Here is an 18,676-nt window from a genome sequence, read left to right on the forward strand (position 1 = left end):
TCTAGCCAAACGCCGTGCGAAGGCGCGGCATCACGTGTTCGGAGAACTGGCGCAGAAACCGGGCCTGATCCGGACCGGGTGCATGGAACACCAGGTGATTGAAACCGAGATCCGCGTAAGGGCGGATCTTCTCAACCACTTCGTCCGGGTCCGCCGTGACGATCCAGCGGCTGGCGGTCTGATCGGACGTCAGACTGTCCGCAAGTTTCTCCATTTCCAGCGGGTCTTCCACCGTCATCTTCTGTTCAGGACTGAGCGCCAGCGCTCCCCAGAAGCGCGTGTCTTCCTTGGCCTGGCGAACGTCCGTGTCGAAGGAGAGCTTTATCTCGATCATTCGGTCGACATCCTCCGTCTGACGCTCCTGCTGGGACAGCCCGGCCTCCAGATTGGGGATCAGCGTTTCGCTGTAGAGGCTTGGATCCTTGCCTGAGGTGCAGATGAAACCGTCTCCGAACCGCCCTGCATATTTGGCGATCATCGGCCCCGCGGCGGCAACGTAAATCGGTATCATGCTGTCGGGCCGGTCGTAGATCGTGGCGCTTTCGGTCCTGTAGAAGTCCCCTTCGAAGCTGACCCGCTCTTCGCGCCAGAGTTTCCGAATGAGCCGGATGGCTTCGCGCAGCCGCGCGAACCGTTCCTTCCGCTCCGGCCATTCACAACCGATCGCCGGCACTTCGTTCAGCCCCTCACCGGTTCCCACGCCCAGGATGATCCGGCCGGGAAACATCGATCCGAGCGTACCGAAAGCCTGGGCGATCATGGCCGGCTGGTGGCGGAAGGTCGGCGTCAGAACCGAGGTTCCCAGTTGGATCCGGCTGGTTCGTGCGGCAGTTGCCCCAAGCCAGACAAGGGCATGCGGCGCATGACCGCCGGTGTGCCGCCAGGGCTGGAAATGATCCGAGATAAACGCGCTGTCGAAGCCGAGTTCTTCCGCCAGAACAGTAAAATCGGCCAATTCCCCGGGGGTGAATTGCTCTGCCGACGCCTTGTATCCGATGCGCAACATTGTCTGTTCTCCACTCGAAATTCTGGATTTCATGCTTGTTGTGTCTGCCGGAGGCGCTTACCGGAAAACGGCGTATTGACCATTGGATCCAGCGGGGCGGCCTGCATGGCGCGTTGCCTGCGCTCGCTCGTGACAGGTCCGTAGACCGTGGATCGCTGGACGGGGTCGCGGCCGACGGAGCGAATGAGCTCTTCCATTTGCCAGGGAGCGAACTCCTGCCCGTGAACCGCACCGGCGGCCCTCGTGATACTCTCGTTCATCAGTGTCCCGCCCATGTCATCCGCGCCCGAACGCAGGCAAACCGCCGCTCCCTCCGGACCCATTTTGACCCACGATGTCTGGATGTGATCGATCGCGCCATAAAGGACAATGCGGGCGACCGCATGCATCAGGACCGCTTCACGCCAGCTGGGTCCGCGCCGCGATTGCCCCCGCAGATACATCGGGGCTTCAAGCGCCACGAATGGGAGCGGCACAAACTCGGTGAAACCGTTGAACCTTTGCTGATGACGTCGCAAGCGCATCAGATGCCGTGCCCAGTTCACCGGCGTTTCGACATGTCCGTACATGATGGTCGACGTGCTTTTCAGCCCGAGGCCATGGGCCGCCTCCATGACGTCGAACCATTGATCCGTCATGATCTTGTCCGGAGCGATGATCGACCGGATTTCATCGTCGAGGATTTCCGCGGCCGTGCCCGGCAAAGAAGACAGGCCAGCCGCCTGAAGTTGCGACAGAAAATCTGCAAGCGTGAGCCCGATGCTCTGGGCCCCCTGCCAGATCTCCAGCGGCGAAAAGGCGTGGATGTGGATCTCCGGGGCCGCCTCCTTGGCGATCCGCACAAGGTTCAGATAGGTCTCCCCGGTGTAGCCGGGGTGTATACCTCCCTGGAGGCAGATCTCGGTAGCGCCTCGGTCCCAGGCCTCGGCAACGCGGCGGCTGAACTCCTTCATGTCGAGGTCGTAGGCCGGGCCGCGCAGGGACTCGTGTTTCTTCCCCTTGGAGAAGGCACAAAAACGACAGCCGTAGGTACACACGTTTGTGTAGTTGATGTTTCGCGTGACGACGTAGTGGACACGCTCCTTGTTGACCTTCTGCCTCAGGCTGTCCGCGTGAGCGCACACGGCATGAAAGCTCTTTCCGCGCGCTGAGAACAGGGCGACGATCTGCTGCTCGTCCAGTTCGGTTCCGGGTTCGAGGTCCAGAACCTGCCTGATCCTGGGATCCACGGCGCCGTTGGAGCGGATAACAGGCGGCTTTTCCAAGCCACCCGGCGTCCAGCGCCCTTCAAACGCCAGGCCCTCGGAATCGCTCGCCCGCAAAACGCCCGGGCGCATCTTTGGATCAAGCCATTTTTCCGCGTTCTTGAGAAATCCGGGATAGATCGTCAGTCGGGTGGCCAGCGTCTTGCCGCAAGAGGCGGTGATGTCCGCCAGTTTCTCGAGAGACGGCCACGGCGCCTCCGGATTGACATGATCGATCGTCACCGGAGAGACGCCTCCCCAGTCGTTTATGCCCGCCTCCAGAAGCTCGGCTCCTGTACCCGCCGCCAGATTGGGCGGAGCCTGCAGGCTTATGTCGCCCGGAAGCAGCAATCTGGCCGCCGCAATGGTCCATTGGTGCTCAAAGGGATCCGCCGGCGGGTAGGCACGCATTTTCGTATCGGGCTTTGGAAGGAAGTTCTGAATGATGACTTCCTGGACGTGACCGTACCGCTCATGGGACTCGCGGATTTTCAGAATGGCGTCGATCCGTTCCCGGCGGGTCTCGCCGATGCCGACGAGAAGCCCGGTCGTGAAGGCTACCCCGGCTTCGCCGGCGGCGTCGAGCGTTTGCAAACGAACGGCGGGAGACTTGTCCGGACTCCCGAAGTGTGGACCTCCCCGTGCTGACAGCCGGTCCGAAGCGGTTTCCAGCATCATTCCCATTGAGGCCGCAAAAGGCTTGAGACGGTTGAACTCCTCCGCCGTCAGCGTGCCGGGATTGAGATGCGGCAAAAGGTTCGTCTGGTCTCTGACCAGTCCCGCGACGTGGGCAAGATAGGAGACGGTGCTCTCGAACCCGAGCTTGTCCAGCGCCTCGCGAGCAGCCTTGTACCTCAGCTCCGGTTTTTCGCCCAGGGTAAACAGCGCCTCGCTGCAGCCTGCTGCCTCCCCCTTGCGCGCAATCTCCAGGACTTCTTCAGGCTCAAGATAGACCTTCTGCCCGGAGCGCACCGGTTTTGCGAACGTGCAGTAATGGCAGACGTCGCGGCAGGCCTTCGTCAAGGGGATGAAGACCTTTGGCGAGTAAGTGATCACGGACCCGAAACCGGCGTCCCGTATCGCCCGGCTTTCGGCCAGCAGATCGTCGAGGTTGTCCAGCTCCAGCAGGCTGCCGGCATCGGGATACCGCAATGCTACTCTCATGGAGCGGTCCTCCCAGGCTCTTGCAGAGCCAGATCCATCGCGCGCAGTCTTTGCGCGGTCTGCGGGCCCGGGTGAATGGCAGCCAGACGGTAAATGTCTTCCGGGGTGTCGCAGTCGCATTCAACATGCCGAAGACTGAGGACGCGCATGGGAAGGTTTTTCGCCCTTGCCAGATCAAGGTGCACTTCGAAACTGTTGGCTCCAAAGCGAAACGGAAGCTGCATGTCGTGCTGCACCAACAAAGCATTGGTGCCCTGCCGCAGGCGATCCGGGACGATGACGGCCGAGCGTCTTTCCCGTCCGGCGCGAACGATATCGTCGATGTCGGCGGGGCGAACGGCCGGAATGTCCGACGGCAACACGACAATCGTCGACGCCCCTTTTGAAAGCAGGGTTGTGCGCCCGCTCTCCAATGCAGGGTTCAGCCCCCCGTCCGGGTCGTGCAGGCAGTCGGCGCCGCGGCGCTCTGCCTGTTCTCGTGCTTCGGGATCATTTGTCACCACCGCCAACCTTTCAACTTCCGAAGAACCGGCGATTGCCGTGAGCGTATCCGCATACATTGCTTGCGCGAGTTCTAGGCGCAGGTCCGGCGACAGACGGCTTCCGAGACGGGACTTGGCACCCTCGAAACTCTTGACCGGAATCATGGCCCAAACCGTCATGTCACGCCCCGCCTAGGTCTTCGGCGAAATCGAGTACGGAATTCGCGAGGCTCGATTTTGCCTGAAGATCGACCATCATCGTGTCATGTGTCTTTGCCGCCAGACCTTTTCCGATGTTTCCGAATTCCGCGACCTGTTCGCCATCGCGCCTGTCGACCACATAGCCGTCGAAAATATCCGCGTGAAGCATGGCCGCGGAGGCGGCGGTAACAGGGATGTCGAAGCCCGTCATCATGGCGGCCGTCGGGCCTTTGACGGCCTCGCCGCCAACGACCGGCGTCACGCCTATGACGGGAGCCCGGCAGCTTCGAAGAACCTCGCGCATTCCCGGAACGGCCAGTATCGGAGCAATGGACAAATAGGGATTGGAGGGGCAAACGACGACCGCACAGAGACCGGGGTCTTCGAACGCTTCCTTGACCTCCCTGGTCATCCGGGCGTCTTCGGCCCCTCTGAAAATCACGTCAACGACCTGCGGACCGCACCGCGCCTCAACGAACCATTCGTGGAATTCGTAATCGCGATCCGAACACCTTATCAGGGTGCTGACGTGCTGGTCGGACATGGGCAGGATTTTACTTGTCAGGCCGAAGCTCCTGGCGAAATCCGCCGTGATTTCGGTGAGCCTGTCTCCCCGCGCCAACCGCATCGTGCGCAAAAGGTTCAGGCCAAGGTCCTGATCGCCGATATTGAACCAGATGTCTTCGCCGAGTTCGCGCAGGGCGCCCATCGCGTTCCAGGTTTCATCGCGACGCCCCCACCCCCGCTCCAGATCGGCGCGGCCGGAAAGAGTGTAGAGCTGCGTATCGATGTCCGGGCAGACGAACAATCCGTAATGGGGCGAGTCGTCTCCCGTATTGACGATTACCGTGAGATCTTCCGGCGGCATCACAGCCGCCAGGCCTTGCGAAAGTTTTGCTCCGCCAACGCCGCCGGAAAGCGCAATTACCTTTTTTGAGCCCATCTCGGGATCCTGTCTTTCGCGCGGTTCAGACAACGGTGAATTCTTGATTCAGGTGTTCCAACGCAGTCTTCAACGGTCACCCGATCGGGCGTGCTACGATATGGAGGATTACCTATGTGCGGAAAACGATCAAGGAAGGCGGGCAAAAAATTTTATCAATTGGTCAAAATTAATTGACGGCGCAGTCAATTCGCGGAACATTTCCAAGACGAAAAAAAAGAATGTCAAATTTATCGCCATAAGTGAATGCAGAGGGAAAACCACTATGGAATTCGGAATTTGTTTTAAAGGTTTTGTCGATGCAGATCGAGCCAAAGCCCTTGTTCGGCAGGCTGAGAATGCAGGCTTCACCTATTGCTGGTTTTATGACAGCCACATCCTGTGGCGGGACAGTTACGTGGCGATGGCCATGTGCATGGAACACACCAGGCACATGAGGTTCGGCCCCTGCGTCACCAACCCGAACAGCCGTGACTGGTCGGTTGCCGCCAGCCTCTTCGGCTCTCTTGCCAAACAGTCCGGCGACAGGTTCGACATCGGAATAGGCAGGGGTGACAGCGCCGTGCGCGTCATGGGCAAAAAGCCCGCGACCCTGAAGCGTCTCGAAGAGTTCACCGATGTCATTCGCAAGCTGATCAAGGGGGAAGAGGCCCAATATGGCGAATGTCCGGAGCCGGTTCAGTTCCCCTGGGCTGTCGGCCACGAACCGCCCATCTGGATAGCCGCATACGGTCCGAAGGCCTTGGCTACTGCCGGCCGGGTGGGTGACGGACTGATCCTGCAGATCGCGGATCCCGGTATTTGCAAATGGTTGGGAGACACCGCCAAAAAGGCGGGCGAGGAAGCCGGCAGGGACATGTCCAATTACCGGATCATGGCAGCGGCGCCGGCCTATACCGGCGACATCGAGCATGCGAGAGAGAAGGTGAAATGGTTCCCTGCCATGGTTGGCAACCATGTTGCGGACATCGTCGAAAAATACGGGGCCGACACGGATAGCGTCCCCTCGAGCCTGACGTCCTACATCGAAAAACGCCGCGGCTACGACTATTCCAAGCACGGACAGAGCGACAACCCGTTCCTTGATTTCATCACGGACGAGATTGTCGATTCCTTCGCCGTACTGGGAACCAGCGATCAGCACATCGCCAAACTGAAAGAACTCGAAAGCGCTGGCGTGACACAGTTCAACATCTACCTGGACAGTGGCGACGAGGAGAAAATCATCGCCGACTACGGCAACGACATCATTCCGGCTTTCAGTAACTGACCAGCCCGGACTGCGCCGGAAGCCGTTTGGTCCACATGCTGAGCCCATCGCTCCCGATTACGCAGCCGCGTAGATGTTCGCGCGAGTTCGCGATATGCCCGGAACGAGCTTCCGTTTCAAACAAAGGTGACCGGGTGGCGGCGAGCGAAGCCGCCACCCCGTCCCTGTCTGGCGCAGCCCTTGGCGAAAGGCCGCGCCCTCAGCCCGGGTGTTGAGCGACTTCGGCCCCGAACCGCCCGACCCCTCTATTTGGACAACAGGCACAGTGATCCACACCGGTTCTGTCGTGACCGTTTCTGTGGCCGCGACCGGCAGGGTTGCCCCATATCCGGTTGCGTTTTTCGGCTGGGGAGGTCATGAGGTCACAGGGCAAACGCCTAGACTTCCGTGCCGAAAAATGCAAAGCGTCGGTGCGTTCCGACAAGTAGATGCTGAAGTGACCGAGAAAGACCAAACGATTTCGCATACGCCCGTCCCGACCAAATGGGTTGGACCCATTTTATTCAGGGGGCCGGTGGTCGACGGACCGGTCAGTGCACCGCTTGCGACCTATGAAACGCCACTCTGGCCGTCGACCGCGCGCGGTGCGGCTGTCTCCCGGTATTCGGGTGGCATTCAGGTCAGCCTCTTGGACGAGCGCATGAGCCGTTCGATCGCTTTGCGGGCGCAGGACGGTGCAAGCGCCATCGCCGCCTGGCAAAACATCAAATCGCGCCAGGATGAAATTGCCGAAATCGTCGCCTCCACCAGCCGATTCGCACGTCTGCTTGAGCTGAACCGCCAGATCGTAGGCAATCTCCTCTATATTCGCATCGAATGCAGCACGGGCGATGCTTCCGGCCACAATATGGTGACCAAAGCCTCCGAGGCCGTGCAGAACTGGGTCCTCGAAAATTATCCGTCTTTGAGCTACGCCTCGATTTCCGGCAACCTCTGCACGGACAAGAAAGCCTCGGCGGTCAACGGACTTTTGGGGCGCGGCAAATATGCGGTCGCGGAAATTGAAATCCCGAGAAAGTTCCTGAGACGGTTCCTGCGCTGCTCCGCTGCGGAAATGGTTCAGTTGAACTATGAAAAGAACTATGTCGGCGGGAGCCTTGCCGGTACGTTGCGCAGCGCCAATGCGCATTTCGCGAACATGCTTTTGGGGTTCTACCTGGCGACCGGACAGGATGCCGCCAATATCATCGAGGCCAGCCAGGGGTTCGTTCATTGCGAGGCGCGCGGTGAGGATCTCTATTTCTCCTGTACCCTGCCGAACCTGATTGTGGGATCTGTGGGCGCGGGAAAGAAAATTTCCGAGATCGAGGACAATCTGGCGCGCCTTGGCTGCAAGGCGGACACTGCGCCGGGTGAAAATTCACGCCGGCTAGCGGGGATTTGCGCCGGTGTTGTGCTGTGTGGAGAGCTGTCGCTGCTGGCGGCACAGACAAATCCCGGCGAGTTGGTTCGTACGCACATGGAAATGGAACGATGACATCGAGTGCGGATAGCCACGGCAAGGACACCCGTGTCGCAGGACGTAAGATGGATCATCTCAGGGCCCTGGAAGATGATGCGGATATCGAACGCAATGACAGCGGGTTCGACCGGATCAAACTGACCCATCGAGCCTTGCCGGAACTTGATTTCGAGCAGATTGACACGCGCACCACCTTTCTGGAAAAGCCTTTGAGCTTTCCTCTGCTGATCTCTTCGATGACCGGCGGGCCGGACTTGGAGATTGAGACAATCAATCGCAATCTTGCGCGTGCGGCCGAGCAGACAGGCGTCGCCATGGCTGTCGGATCGCAACGCGTCATGTTCACTGATCCGGCGGCGCGAAAAAGTTTCGATCTTCGTTCAGAAGCGCCCAACGTGCCGCTCATCGGCAACATCGGGGCGGTCCAGTTGAATATGGGACTTGGCGCAGACCAGTGTCTTGAGGCGATTGAACTGCTGAAGGCCGACGCGCTCTACCTCCATGTCAACCCCCTTCAAGAAGCGGTCCAACCCGAAGGCGACCGGAATTTTTCCGGTCTTGCCGCTCAGATCCGTACACTTGCAAAACAGATGCCGGTCCCTCTCCTGCTCAAGGAGGTCGGCTGCGGCTTGTCGGTGGCCGATATCGATCTGGCGTGGGCCGCGGGCATCCGCCATTTCGATATCGCCGGGCGCGGCGGAACGTCGTGGAGCCGGATCGAATATCTGCGTCGCAATCGCGAAGACGATGATCTCGGACTGGTGTTCCAGGATTGGGGACTGCGCACGGTGGACGCGCTTTGTGAAGCACGCGCGCATCTTGCTGCGGCTGAAGAGAGCCATATCTTGATTGCCAGCGGCGGCATCCGCAACGGTGTGGACATGGCGAAATGCATCATTCTTGGCGCTGACATGTGCGGTTTGGCCGCCCCCCTGCTGAAAGCCGCAAAAGTGTCCAGTGAAGCAACCGCAAGTGCCATCGAAAAGCTGCATTTGGAGTTCCGGACCGCGATGTTCCTTTTGGGCTGTGGCTCACTCGCCGAGCTCAAGGACAATGCCTCGCTTATCCGAAAATGAAAGTGCCTGACATGATGACAACCGGACTTGAAGCGATCAGTTTTTACATCCCACGCGTCTACGTGGGGCTGGATGCCCTCGCGGAGCGGCAGGGCATCGATCCGGAAAAGTTCTCCAAGGGGATCGGCCAGGAAAAGATCGCACTGCCCGGCCACGATGAAGACATCGTCACAATGGCTGCCGAAGCAGCCCAACTGATTATCGACAAATACGGCGCAGACGGCATCGATACGGTTTTGTTTGCCACAGAAAGCGGTATCGACCAGTCCAAGGCAGCGGCGGTCTATCTGCACCGGCTTCTGAAGCTGTCTCCCAATTGCCGTTGTGTTGAACTGAAGCAGGCCTGCTATTCCGCCACCGCCGCGCTTCAGATGGCGTGCAGCTACGTGGCCCGCAAACCGGATCGCAAGGTGCTCGTGATCGCCTCCGACGTGGCCCGTTATGATCGCGACAGTTCCGGCGAAGCGACACAGGGCGCGGGCGCCGTCGCAATGCTCGTGAGCGCCACGCCGAAGGTCGCGGAGATTGGCGCGATCTCGGGCCTTTTCACCGAAGACATCATGGATTTCTGGCGCCCCAACAACCGGCGCACGCCGCTTTTCGATGGCAAGGCGTCCACGTTGCGTTATCTCAACGCCCTTGTCGAAGCATGGCGCGACTATCAGTCCAATGGCGGACTGAGTTTCGAGGACTTCAGCCATTTCTGCTATCATATTCCATTCTCGCGCATGGGAGAGAAGGCCAACAGCCATCTGGCGAAGACCAACGGCGTTCCTGTCGATGCGCAAAAGGTTCTGCCTGGACTGATCTACAATCGGCAGGTCGGAAACTGCTACACCGGCGCGCTCTATCTCTCTCTCGCATCTCTTCTGGACAATGCCGAGGACGATCTGGGAGGGAGCAACGTCGGGCTTTTCAGCTATGGCTCCGGCGCGACCGGCGAATTTTTCGACGCAAGGATCCTGCCCGGGTACCGCGATCACCTGTTCACGCAGCAGCAGAGGCGGATGCTCGAAGAGCGGGAAAGCGTATCCTACGACAACTATGCGGCCCTGTGGGAGGAGATCGACCTGAGCAAGGGCGCGCCTGAGCAGGCGCGCGGGCGGTTCCGGCTTGCCGGCGTTGAAGACGAAAAGCGTATCTATGTCGACCGGAACGCCTAAAGCGTGCGCACATGCTCCAGGCAAGTTGATACTGTCGGGAGAGCACTCCGTTCTTTACGGTGCCCCTGCCCTTGCAATGGGCATCGCGCTTTACACCGAGGTCTGGTTCACCCCGCTCAGTCTGGATGGGGTGCGCACCGCTTTTTCCAACATTTCGGCGGGCGCCACCTATCCCCTCAAGCTGATATCCGGGTTCAAATCTCGACTGGACACCCGGTTCGAACAGTTTTTGCGCGGCGATATTAAGGTGCACAAGGTGCTGTCGCATTTCGACGATCTGGCGATCTACACGCTGGCGTCCCTGTTGCAGGACAAACCCTCGGGAACGACCGCAGTACCCGGAATCGGCACGTTAAATCACAAACCGATCCCCGGTGAATTGGGCAGCCGTACCGGACTGCCGATCGGTGCCGGCATGGGGTCCTCTGCCGCGATTGTCGCTGCAACGACCGTGCTTTTCGAAACCCTCCTGGATCGTCACAAGACGCCCTCCGAGCGTATGGAACGCGTGCGGTTTTGTGAAAGACTGAAACATGGCAAAGCCGGACCGATCGATGCGGCAAGTGTCGTATACGGCGGTCTGGTGCGGGTGAACAACAGCGCCAGTGCCTCTGTCGCTTCGATTGAACTGTCCGGTGACCATGACCTCGCCACCGGACAGGGATGGTATTGGGTGCTTCATGGCAGACCCGACTGTGGAACCGGCGAATGCGTGAGCCAGGTTGCCGCCGATCACGGCTCTGAAGACGCTCTGTGGCAAGCGTTTGCAGCCTGTACCGCCGCAATGGAACAGGCGATCATGGAGGGTGAAGACCCCAGGGCCGCGATTTCCGAAAACCAGCGCCTGCTCGAACACATCGGTGTTGTGCCTGAAAGCACAAAGGCATTCATTTCGGAAGTCGAGGCCGCTGGAGGTGCCGCGAAAATCTGCGGTGCGGGCGCCGTGCGCGGTGATCATGGTGGTGTTGTGCTGGTGCGGCTGGACGATCCCGATGCGATGGCCGCGCTCATGACAAAACACCCCGGACTGAGTTGGGCGCCGCTGAAGATGTCCCCCACCGGAGCCGCTGCCGGGCTCGCACCACGCGTGGCCAACGTGCCGGAGCAGCCTGTGTGACGATTATGAACAGCACCATTCGCACAAGTGCGCCCGGTTCTATCATGGTCACGGGGGAACACGCCGTCGTCTACGGACACAGGGCGGTCGTGTCCGCGATCGAACAACGGATTTCCATAACACTGACGCCGCGCTCCGACCGGCTGGTCCGGATTACATCCGAAATCGCCGCACCCCTCGAGCTGTCTCTGGAGGCCTTGCCCGAGGGGGGCGATTACCGCTTTGTCCTGGCGGCAATTGCCCGTTACCTGGCGGATTTGCCGTCCGGGTTCACCCTTGAAATCCGTTCCGAGATCGACCCGACCCTGGGCCTTGGGTCCTCCGCCGCCGTGACCGTGGCCTGTCTTGGGGCGCTGTCGCGTTTTGCCGGCACAGGACAGCAGGGGCTTCACGCCGATGCCCTGGCGATCGTGCGCAAACTGCAGGGACGCGGCAGCGGTGCCGATCTCGCCGCGAGTTTTCACGGCGGTCTCGTCGCCTACCGCGCCCCGCAAGCCTTGGGAAACGGGGTCATCCAGGCCCTGCCCCTGCCTCCTGCGGCGGTAAGCCTGAAATATTGCGGTTACAAGACACCCACCAGCGAGGTTCTACGCATGATCGCGGAGAAAATGGCCGGTGACGAAGCACGGTTCAATACGCTTTACGATCGCATGGGCGCAGAATCCGCGCAGACGATTGCGGCGGCGGAATGCGGGAATTGGGACGGTTTTTATGAGGGGCTCAACCGCTATCAGGCGTTAATGGAAGACCTGGGGGTTTGCGACGAAACCCTCGGCGAGATCATAACCTCGGCGCGGTCGGAATCCTCCACTCTGGCAGCGAAGATATCCGGATCGGGTCTCGGCGATTGCGTGCTGGCTCTGGGGACGCCTCCGACGGGATTTGTTCCGGTGACACTGGCGAAAAAAGGGCTGACAATCGATGCCTGAAGCGGTGCGTAAGTTGCTTCTAAGAGCGATGGCGGATGTCTCGGAGGTGCGAAGCTTTGACGCTTATGCACCCAGCAATATCGCGCTCTCGAAATACTGGGGCAAGCGCGACGCGCGGCGCAATCTGCCGACGAACAGCTCGATTTCCATCTCTCTTGCGGATTGGGGGTCGCATACGACAGTCGGCCCCGCGCCTTCAGGCCGGGATGTGGTGAGCCATAATGGCGATATTCTCGCCTCCGACGACAGTTTTGCACGCCGCGCCTTGCAGTTTGCGGACCTGTTTCGCGCCGGTCGCTCCTCTGATCTGCCGCTGTCGATCACGACACGCAACACGATCCCGACAGCCGCCGGACTGGCGTCCTCGGCGTCGGGTTTTGCCGCTCTGACCCGAGCGCTTTGCGGTGCGTTTGGTCTTGATCTCGATGAGACCGACATGAGCCGGATCGCGCGCCTGGGCAGCGGAAGCGCGGCGCGCTCATTGTGGCACGGGTTTGTGCGCTGGAACAAAGGTGACCGCGCGGACGGTCTGGACAGCTACGGTGAAAGGCTCGATCTCGATTGGCCGGCGTTTCGGATCGCGATCGTCGCCCTCGACAAAGGGCCGAAGCCGCAAAGCTCGCGCGATGGCATGAACCATACGACGCAGACCAGCCCGCTGTTTCCGCCCTGGCCCGCCCAGGCTGAGCAGGACTGCAAGGCGATTGAAGCCGCGATTGCCGCGCAGGCGTTTGACGACCTCGGCCCCCTGGTTGAAGCCAACGCACTTGGCATGCATGCAACGATGATGGCCGCGCGCCCACCGCTTTGTTATCTGACCGGCGAGACCTGGACGGTGCTTCACCGCCTCTGGCAAGCGCGGGCAGACGGAGTTGCAGCCTATGCGACGATGGATGCCGGGCCGAATGTCAAACTGATCTTTCTGGAAGACAGCACAGACGACGTTTTGACCCTTTTCCCGCAGGCCAGTGTCATCGCGCCGTTTGGCCAGGAATTTGGTCCGGGATCTTGATGGTGCCGCCTTCTTCCCGGCGGGAAGAAGGCCCCCGAGGCCCGGTCATGGACGGCAATGTCACGACAACGCCGGGGGTCCGGCGAGCACGGGGCCTCGCCACGGTTCCGGAAGATGGCAGCTTGAGCGCCCCCTCGGTCAAGGCTTGTCGGCGATCGGCCCCGGATTTCAAACCGATTGGGGACGCACCTGACGCAACATCGATTGCGCGGCATTTACGAGAAGCGGAATATCGACGCCCGAGGCGACAAACCGGTAACCCCACTCGTGATAGCGCAACGCATCTTCCGCCTTCGTGGCAAGAATGCCCGGTGCCTTCCCGCTGGCGACGATGCGACCGGCGGCCTCACGGATCGCGTCCTGCACCTCCGGGGCGGCTGGATTGCCGAGAAACCCCATCGACGCTGACAGATCGGACGGCCCTATAAAAACCCCGTCGACGCCTTCGACAGAGGCAATTTCCTCCAGCCGTGACAGCGCGCCCGACGTTTCGATCTGGACCAGCACGCAGATTTCGTCATTGGCTTTCTGGAGATAACCCGGGGCCATGCCGAAACGGCTTGCCCGTGTGGAGCCGGCGACGCCGCGAATGCCGTTCGGCGGGTAACGGGTCGCGCGAACGGCCGCCTCCGCCTCTTCCGCGGTTTCAACGAAGGGAACCAGAAGGGTCTGAACGCCGATATCGAGGAGTCTCTTGATCAGAACCTTGTCGTTCCAGGCGGGACGGGCCACGGCGGAAGCAGTGCCAGCCGCCGCGGCCTGCAGGATCGGCATCAGTCCGGCGACCTCGACCGGCGAATGCTCCGTGTCGAACAGCATCCAGTCGAACCCGACAAGCGACAACGCCTCGGCCGCGACTGGGCTGGCAAGAGAATTCCAGATGCCCCACTGGGTTTCACCGTCCCTGAGACGCGCCTTGAAGCCATTGAGTGGAGCCCCGGTCATGTGAACTGCACCGCAACCGAACCGAGCGGACCGAAGTCGGCATGAAGGGTGTCGCCTTTCGCCGCCCAGACCGGCCGGGTGAAGGAACCGGACAGCATCAGTTGCCCGGGCTGAAGCGTCGTGCCGAAGGGACCGAGCTTGTTGGCGAGCCAGGCAATCGCCATCGCCGGATGGCCGAGCACGCCCGCGGCGATACCGGTCTCTTCGATTTCCGAATTTCGGTAGAAGATCGCGCCGACCCAGCGCAGGTCGACGTCTTCCGGGCGCACCGGCCGTCCACCCAGCACGATCCCCGCGGCCGCGCCGTTGTCCGCGACAGTGTCAAAAATCTTGCGCGGCTCCGTGACCCGGGCATCGATGATCTCGATCGATGGCACAACCCACTCCGTGGCCCGCATGACATCGACCAGTCCCACGCCCGGCCCCTTCAGCGGCTCTTTCAGGATGAAGGTCAGTTCCGGTTCGACGCGCGGCACACAGAAATTCTCGAAAGGCACCTTGGCGCCATCCTGGAGAACCAGGTCATCGAACAGGTAGCCGTAGTCCGGCTCGTCGATCTTGGACGAAGCCTGCATGGCCTTGGACGTCAGGCCGATCTTGTGGCCGACGATCTTGTGGCCCTGCCTGACCTTTTCCTCGGCGACAGCGGAAGAGATCGCGTAAGAATCCTCGATCCGGATCTCGGGGAACATTTCCGAAGGCCGCTTGCCCTGGATTTTCGTGCGATGGCTTTCGAGCAGGGAGGCGACGGCCTCCGCACGTTGGTCTTCAGTGAGCATTCTGTCCTCAAAGCTTGATGCAGACGTTTCTGAGTTCGGAATAGAATTCCATGGAGTGCACGCCGCCCTCGCGGCCGATGCCACTCGCCTTCGAACCGCCGAAGGGCGTTCTGAGATCGCGCAGGAACCAGCAGTTCACCCAGGTAATCCCGGCATCGACAGCGGCGGCGATCCTGTGTCCGCGCGTCAGATTCTCCGTCCAGATCGAAGTTGCCAGCCCATAGGGAGAAGCGTTGGCCAGCTCGATTGCCTCCTCTTCCGTGTCGAACGGCGTCAGATGCGTGCACGGTCCGAAGATCTCCTCCTGGACGATTGGCGAGCTTTCAGGCAGACCCGTCCAGACGGTCGGCTCGACCCAATAACCGCCTTCAAACCCCTGCAGCTCGGGTACGCCGCCTCCGGCGATCACGGTTGCGCCTTCGCCCTTCGCCCTTTCGTAATAGGACAGAACCTTGGACCGGTGTTCTTCGGAAATGACCGGCCCCATCGTGGTTGCCTTGTCGAACGGATCGCCAAACCGGAAGGCGCGCGCCTTCTCCGCCAGCCCCTCCGCGATCCGGTCGAAGATGCCCCTCTGGACATACATCCGTTCCGTTCCGAGGCAGACCTGGCCCGTATTGGCGAAGCAGGCACGCCCTATGCCTTCCATGGTCTTGTCGAAATCCGCATCGTCGAAAACGATGCCCGGGTTCTTGCCGCCGAGTTCCAGCGACACCGGCCGCACACCGCGCGCAGCCGCTGCCATGATAGCCTCTCCGGTGCGTGTTTCCCCGGTAAAGGTGATCCCGTCGACCCCGGAATGAGAGGTCAGAAACTCTCCCGCGCACCCGGGACCGCGCCCGTGAACCACGTTGTAGACCCCGGCCGGAATTCCGACGTCGTTCATGACCTCACCAAGCAGCGTTGCCGTTGCCGGCGTTTCCTCCGACGGTTTGACAACCACGGTGTTGCCGCAGGCAAGAGCGGGCGCGACCTTCCAGGTCATCAGGAGAAGCGGCAGGTTCCACGGACATATCACCGCGATCACCCCGCGCGGCATGCGCACGGCGTAGTTCAGCGCACCCGTTCCATCGGGCGTCGGCTGCGCGAAACTTTCGGTCCCAAGCACGGAGACCTGATCGGCGAAGACGTTGAAATTGGCGGCTCCCCGGGGAATATCGATGTGGCTTGCGATCGAACGCGGTTTGCCCGTATCGCGGATCTCCGCGGCCAGAAACTCGTCGAACCTGGCGTTGATGCCGTCGGCGAGTTTGCGCAAAAGTGTCATCCGTTCCGGCACGGACATCCGGCCCCACGGCCCCTTCAACGCTGCCTTTGCAGCCCCGACCGCGGCATCGACCTGATCCCGGTCGGCGGCACGGATCTCGCCCGTGACCTCCCCGGTCGTCGGAAAATGGTTGGCGAAGGCTTCGCCACGTCCGGCAACATACCGTCCGTCGATAAAATTCATGAATTCGGTCACTCTGCCCCGTCCTTGTTTTTTGTGGGCTTTTCCGGATCGCCGGCCGTCAGATGGTCCCACATCCTCTCAATGATCCGCCCTGCCTTGGTGGCGCGGGCCTCCGCATCCATGGCGGAGATTGCAGGCGCGTCCGCCAGTCCGGCCGAACGCGCGGCCAGTTCGATCCGGCACATGTCCTCCAGGTACCAGGCGAACACGGTCGCCTCCTCAAGGCTGACACCTGCGGTCACGGCGCCGTTGCCGCGCATGAGCAGGCCGGCCCCCTGGCCCATCGCGGCGATTGCTCCATCGGCACGTGTGTCGTCGCGAATGAGCTGGGGGTCGCCCCAAAGTCCGACACCGGGGTTGAAATAGGTGCCGAAGCCGTGGCGGATGGCGGGAACGGTTCCGAGTGCTCCCAGGGCCATCGCGTTCGGCCCCATGAAACGCACCACTCCGCCGGCGTCCGGCCGGGACGCATAGATGCGCTGGTGCAGCCGGACCTCTCCAAGCACCCCCTCGGGCAACCGCCCTTTCACCGGAACTTCCAGACAGGCTGCTCCGGCCTCGACAAGCCCCATGGGTTCGGGAGGACAGACCAGAAACCGGTCCGCGTCGAGACGCGCGGAGCAATGACCATAGGCATGCACAAGTCCCGCGCGCGACAGGGCTCTGGCCGCCAACCGGACGATAACGGCAGGATCGCTCATTCGCTGCCGCCATTGTCGAAGGCAGCAATCCGCGGTGCCGCGCCCCATCTGCAGAAACCCTTGGGCTCGAAATGGAACTGCCGGTCGCGCCACAGCGGCTCATCGTGAATTTCACTCACGCCGGTCGAATATTCGAAGGTCATCCCCTCCGGACCGGTGAAATACAGAAATTCCGCGGTCGACGTCGGGTGCCGGCCAGGACCGAAGGTGATGTTCACCTGGTTGTCGCGGACGAAATTAAAGCTGCGCTGGATGTCGTCCGTGCCGCCGACCTGGTGATTGATGTGCTGGATACCCGCCTTGTGAAAAGGGAAAAGAGCAATCGAGTGATGGATCGTTCCGAGCCGCATCAACGGCGCGTCGCCGATCCGGTCGCTGACGCGCGCGTTGCAGACATTTGTCCAGAACGCTTCATCGCGCGCCGCATCGGTGGTGCACAGGCCCACATGGGAAAAACCGGTGATCCCGGCATCGCGATTTCCGTGATAGTTCACGCCGGTGGTCTCCGGGCGCACAACGAACTCGATGGCATTGCCGGTTGGATCCTGGAACCGGATGAACTCGCGCACGTGGCGCGCGTCGCATTCCTGCTTTGTCCCGTAATGCACCTCGTGGTTCAGCGCTTCCAGGGTGGCTGCCGCGGTCTGCAGGTCCTCCCCCCTGCCGAGCTCGAAGGCGGTGACCTGGTCTTCCGGATCACCCTCGAAGTAACACAAGGTGTGCGCCCGTTCGTCCGACTTGAAATAGGTTGCGCCCCGGCGGCGTTCGGAGACTTCCAGGCCCAGGATATTGGTTGCGAACCATTCCGCTCCGTCCAGATCCCGCGTTCCAAGACGGCAATAGACAACGTCTTTCAGTTCGATCATTGCAGGTCTCCTCCAAGAAACTCGGTCTGCTCGGTCATCGAGCCCCAGATGCCATGGCTGCGGGCGGTGTTGGCGAACTGGCGGGGACCGCGCTGCTCGATCTGAGGTCCCTTCTCCATTTCGGTGACATAGGTCATCAAAAGCCCGCGCGGACCGCGCGTCGTGACATAGATGGCGCCGGACGCCGCCTGGCGGTCCGGACCGGCCACCACGGGAAGCTGGCTCCGCTGAAGGAAATACCAGTTGCGCATAAGGCTGTCCTTCTCGTCCACCTCCCAACAGGCTCCGAGAATGCCGTTCCTGTCGGAGGGATAAAGAACGATGCGGTGATGCGCGTCATCGAGCGCCAGATAGGCCGCGTCTCCCACCCAGTCGGAGACCCGAAGACCGAGCCCGCGCGTCCAGAACGCCTCGTTTGCGCCAATGTCCGTGCAAGCGAGCTGAACGGAACTGAATTCGACAATGCCCGCGTCGCGCGGACCGTGATACCGCCAGCCCGAATGAAGCGGCCGCCAGACAATTTCCACCGTGACCCCGTTGGGAGCGCTGACTGCCAGAACCGACTTGGACTGGCGGACCGTCGCATCTTCCTCCGACAGGTAAACCGGTGCATAGCCGCTGCTTTCGAGCCGCGCCTTGACGGTTTCAAGGTCCTCCTCGCGCGCCACTGTCAGCGCGACCGCCTCTCCCTCGCCAGCGGCGGTTGAAAAGCAGATCGCGTAGTTGCGGGCATCCGAACGGAACATGGCGCGGGTCTCGTCGCGGTCGCCGGCCTGAAGACCGAAAACGTCACCGGCAAAGCGCGCCGCGTCATCAAGGTCGTCCACGGCTACCCTGAGGTATCGAAGGTCGCGGAATTGAGTCAC

At 61.1% G+C, this 18,676-nt stretch carries 17 protein-coding genes; 7 read left to right on the forward strand and 10 right to left on the reverse strand.

Annotated features, from left to right (window positions below; translation table 11 throughout):
* Position 1: 1 nt before the first annotated feature.
* Genes fgd through cofD form a run of 4 tightly spaced genes read right to left on the reverse strand, consistent with a single transcriptional unit; the run spans position 2 to position 5,040 of the window.
* Positions 2–1,006: a glucose-6-phosphate dehydrogenase (coenzyme-F420) gene (gene fgd / locus JF539_RS11650; protein ID WP_207140546.1), complete on the reverse strand. Its 1,005-nt coding sequence runs from the start codon at positions 1,004–1,006 to the stop codon at positions 2–4.
* Positions 1,007–1,035: 29 nt separating this feature from the next.
* A complete protein-coding gene (gene cofH / locus JF539_RS11655; RefSeq protein ID WP_207140547.1) occupies positions 1,036–3,414 on the reverse strand; it encodes a 5-amino-6-(D-ribitylamino)uracil--L-tyrosine 4-hydroxyphenyl transferase CofH in 2,379 nt (792 codons plus the stop codon).
* Positions 3,411–4,076, reverse strand: a complete 666-nt coding sequence (gene cofC / locus JF539_RS11660; protein ID WP_207140549.1) for a 2-phospho-L-lactate guanylyltransferase — start codon at positions 4,074–4,076, stop codon at positions 3,411–3,413. The genes cofH and cofC overlap by 4 nt, the downstream gene beginning before the upstream one ends.
* Before the next feature lies 1 nt (position 4,077).
* Positions 4,078–5,040, reverse strand: a complete 963-nt coding sequence (cofD, locus tag JF539_RS11665; RefSeq protein ID WP_207140550.1) for a 2-phospho-L-lactate transferase — start codon at positions 5,038–5,040, stop codon at positions 4,078–4,080.
* Positions 5,041–5,305: 265 nt separating this feature from the next.
* On the opposite strand from cofD, the gene JF539_RS11670 reads away from it, so the two are divergent.
* The 7 genes from JF539_RS11670 to mvaD all read left to right on the forward strand — a co-directional run bounded on the left by JF539_RS11670 (position 5,306) and on the right by mvaD (position 13,069).
* Positions 5,306–6,310 carry a TIGR03842 family LLM class F420-dependent oxidoreductase gene (locus JF539_RS11670; RefSeq protein WP_207140551.1) on the forward strand — a complete coding sequence of 335 codons (1,005 nt, stop codon included), beginning with the start codon at positions 5,306–5,308 and terminating at the stop codon, positions 6,308–6,310.
* Positions 6,311–6,746: 436 nt separating this feature from the next.
* On the forward strand, positions 6,747–7,787 hold the full coding sequence (locus tag JF539_RS11675; RefSeq protein ID WP_328809234.1) for a hydroxymethylglutaryl-CoA reductase: 1,041 nt from the start codon (positions 6,747–6,749) through the stop codon (positions 7,785–7,787).
* The gene (gene fni / locus JF539_RS11680; RefSeq protein WP_328809235.1) at positions 7,709–8,848 is read left to right on the forward strand and encodes a type 2 isopentenyl-diphosphate Delta-isomerase; all 1,140 of its coding nucleotides are present in this window, start codon (positions 7,709–7,711) and stop codon (positions 8,846–8,848) included. Before JF539_RS11675 ends, fni begins: the two co-directional genes overlap by 79 nt.
* Before the next feature lie 11 nt (positions 8,849–8,859).
* Complete coding sequence (locus JF539_RS11685; protein ID WP_236042370.1) at positions 8,860–10,011, forward strand: hydroxymethylglutaryl-CoA synthase; 1,152 nt, start codon at positions 8,860–8,862, stop codon at positions 10,009–10,011.
* Between the two features lie 25 nt (positions 10,012–10,036).
* Entirely contained in the window at positions 10,037–11,128 is a 1,092-nt protein-coding gene (locus tag JF539_RS11690; protein WP_207140554.1) for a mevalonate kinase, read from the forward strand.
* A gap of 5 nt (positions 11,129–11,133) precedes the next feature.
* Positions 11,134–12,057 (forward strand): mevalonate kinase, encoded by a 924-nt coding sequence (locus JF539_RS11695; protein ID WP_236042469.1) that lies wholly within the window; start codon positions 11,134–11,136, stop codon positions 12,055–12,057.
* A 28-nt stretch (positions 12,058–12,085) separates the two neighbouring features.
* Positions 12,086–13,069: a diphosphomevalonate decarboxylase gene (gene mvaD, locus JF539_RS11700; RefSeq protein WP_207140557.1), complete on the forward strand. Its 984-nt coding sequence runs from the start codon at positions 12,086–12,088 to the stop codon at positions 13,067–13,069.
* A gap of 168 nt (positions 13,070–13,237) precedes the next feature.
* Here the strand turns inward: mvaD and JF539_RS11705 are convergent, their stop codons facing one another.
* From JF539_RS11705 to JF539_RS11730, 6 genes are read right to left on the reverse strand one after another with little or no spacing between them, the layout of a single operon-like run.
* The gene (locus JF539_RS11705; RefSeq protein ID WP_207140559.1) at positions 13,238–14,014 is read right to left on the reverse strand and encodes an HpcH/HpaI aldolase family protein; all 777 of its coding nucleotides are present in this window, start codon (positions 14,012–14,014) and stop codon (positions 13,238–13,240) included.
* On the reverse strand, positions 14,011–14,793 hold the full coding sequence (gene hpaH / locus JF539_RS11710) for a 2-oxo-hept-4-ene-1,7-dioate hydratase (RefSeq protein ID WP_207140561.1): 783 nt from the start codon (positions 14,791–14,793) through the stop codon (positions 14,011–14,013). The genes JF539_RS11705 and hpaH overlap by 4 nt, the downstream gene beginning before the upstream one ends.
* 7 nt (positions 14,794–14,800) lie before the next feature.
* The gene (locus JF539_RS11715; protein ID WP_209017251.1) at positions 14,801–16,243 is read right to left on the reverse strand and encodes a 2-hydroxymuconic semialdehyde dehydrogenase; all 1,443 of its coding nucleotides are present in this window, start codon (positions 16,241–16,243) and stop codon (positions 14,801–14,803) included.
* 8 nt (positions 16,244–16,251) lie between these two features.
* Positions 16,252–16,944 (reverse strand): class II aldolase/adducin family protein, encoded by a 693-nt coding sequence (locus tag JF539_RS11720; RefSeq protein ID WP_207140565.1) that lies wholly within the window; start codon positions 16,942–16,944, stop codon positions 16,252–16,254.
* On the reverse strand, positions 16,941–17,810 hold the full coding sequence (locus JF539_RS11725; protein WP_207140567.1) for a VOC family protein: 870 nt from the start codon (positions 17,808–17,810) through the stop codon (positions 16,941–16,943). Before JF539_RS11725 ends, JF539_RS11720 begins: the two co-directional genes overlap by 4 nt.
* On the reverse strand, positions 17,807–18,676 hold the full coding sequence (locus JF539_RS11730; RefSeq protein WP_207140569.1) for a VOC family protein: 870 nt from the start codon (positions 18,674–18,676) through the stop codon (positions 17,807–17,809). Before JF539_RS11730 ends, JF539_RS11725 begins: the two co-directional genes overlap by 4 nt.

It is taken from the genome of Roseibium aggregatum (genome assembly GCF_017309185.1).
GTDB classification, from domain to species: Bacteria; Pseudomonadota; Alphaproteobacteria; order Rhizobiales; family Stappiaceae; genus Roseibium; species Roseibium aggregatum_B.

Coding starts and splice junctions, on each gene's coding strand:
- JF539_RS11685 (WP_236042370.1), top strand. CDS start 8,860: ATGATGACAACCGGACTTGAAGCGATCAGTTTTTACATCCCACGCGTC.
- cofD (WP_207140550.1), bottom strand. CDS start 5,040: ATGGGCTCAAAAAAGGTAATTGCGCTTTCCGGCGGCGTTGGCGGAGCA.
- JF539_RS11670 (WP_207140551.1), top strand. CDS start 5,306: ATGGAATTCGGAATTTGTTTTAAAGGTTTTGTCGATGCAGATCGAGCC.
- hpaH (WP_207140561.1), bottom strand. CDS start 14,793: ATGCTCACTGAAGACCAACGTGCGGAGGCCGTCGCCTCCCTGCTCGAA.
- JF539_RS11705 (WP_207140559.1), bottom strand. CDS start 14,014: ATGACCGGGGCTCCACTCAATGGCTTCAAGGCGCGTCTCAGGGACGGT.
- JF539_RS11715 (WP_209017251.1), bottom strand. CDS start 16,243: ATGAATTTTATCGACGGACGGTATGTTGCCGGACGTGGCGAAGCCTTC.
- JF539_RS11695 (WP_236042469.1), top strand. CDS start 11,134: ATGAACAGCACCATTCGCACAAGTGCGCCCGGTTCTATCATGGTCACG.
- JF539_RS11720 (WP_207140565.1), bottom strand. CDS start 16,944: ATGAGCGATCCTGCCGTTATCGTCCGGTTGGCGGCCAGAGCCCTGTCG.
- mvaD (WP_207140557.1), top strand. CDS start 12,086: ATGGCGGATGTCTCGGAGGTGCGAAGCTTTGACGCTTATGCACCCAGC.
- fgd (WP_207140546.1), bottom strand. CDS start 1,006: ATGTTGCGCATCGGATACAAGGCGTCGGCAGAGCAATTCACCCCCGGG.
- JF539_RS11725 (WP_207140567.1), bottom strand. CDS start 17,810: ATGATCGAACTGAAAGACGTTGTCTATTGCCGTCTTGGAACGCGGGAT.
- cofH (WP_207140547.1), bottom strand. CDS start 3,414: ATGAGAGTAGCATTGCGGTATCCCGATGCCGGCAGCCTGCTGGAGCTG.
- cofC (WP_207140549.1), bottom strand. CDS start 4,076: ATGACGGTTTGGGCCATGATTCCGGTCAAGAGTTTCGAGGGTGCCAAG.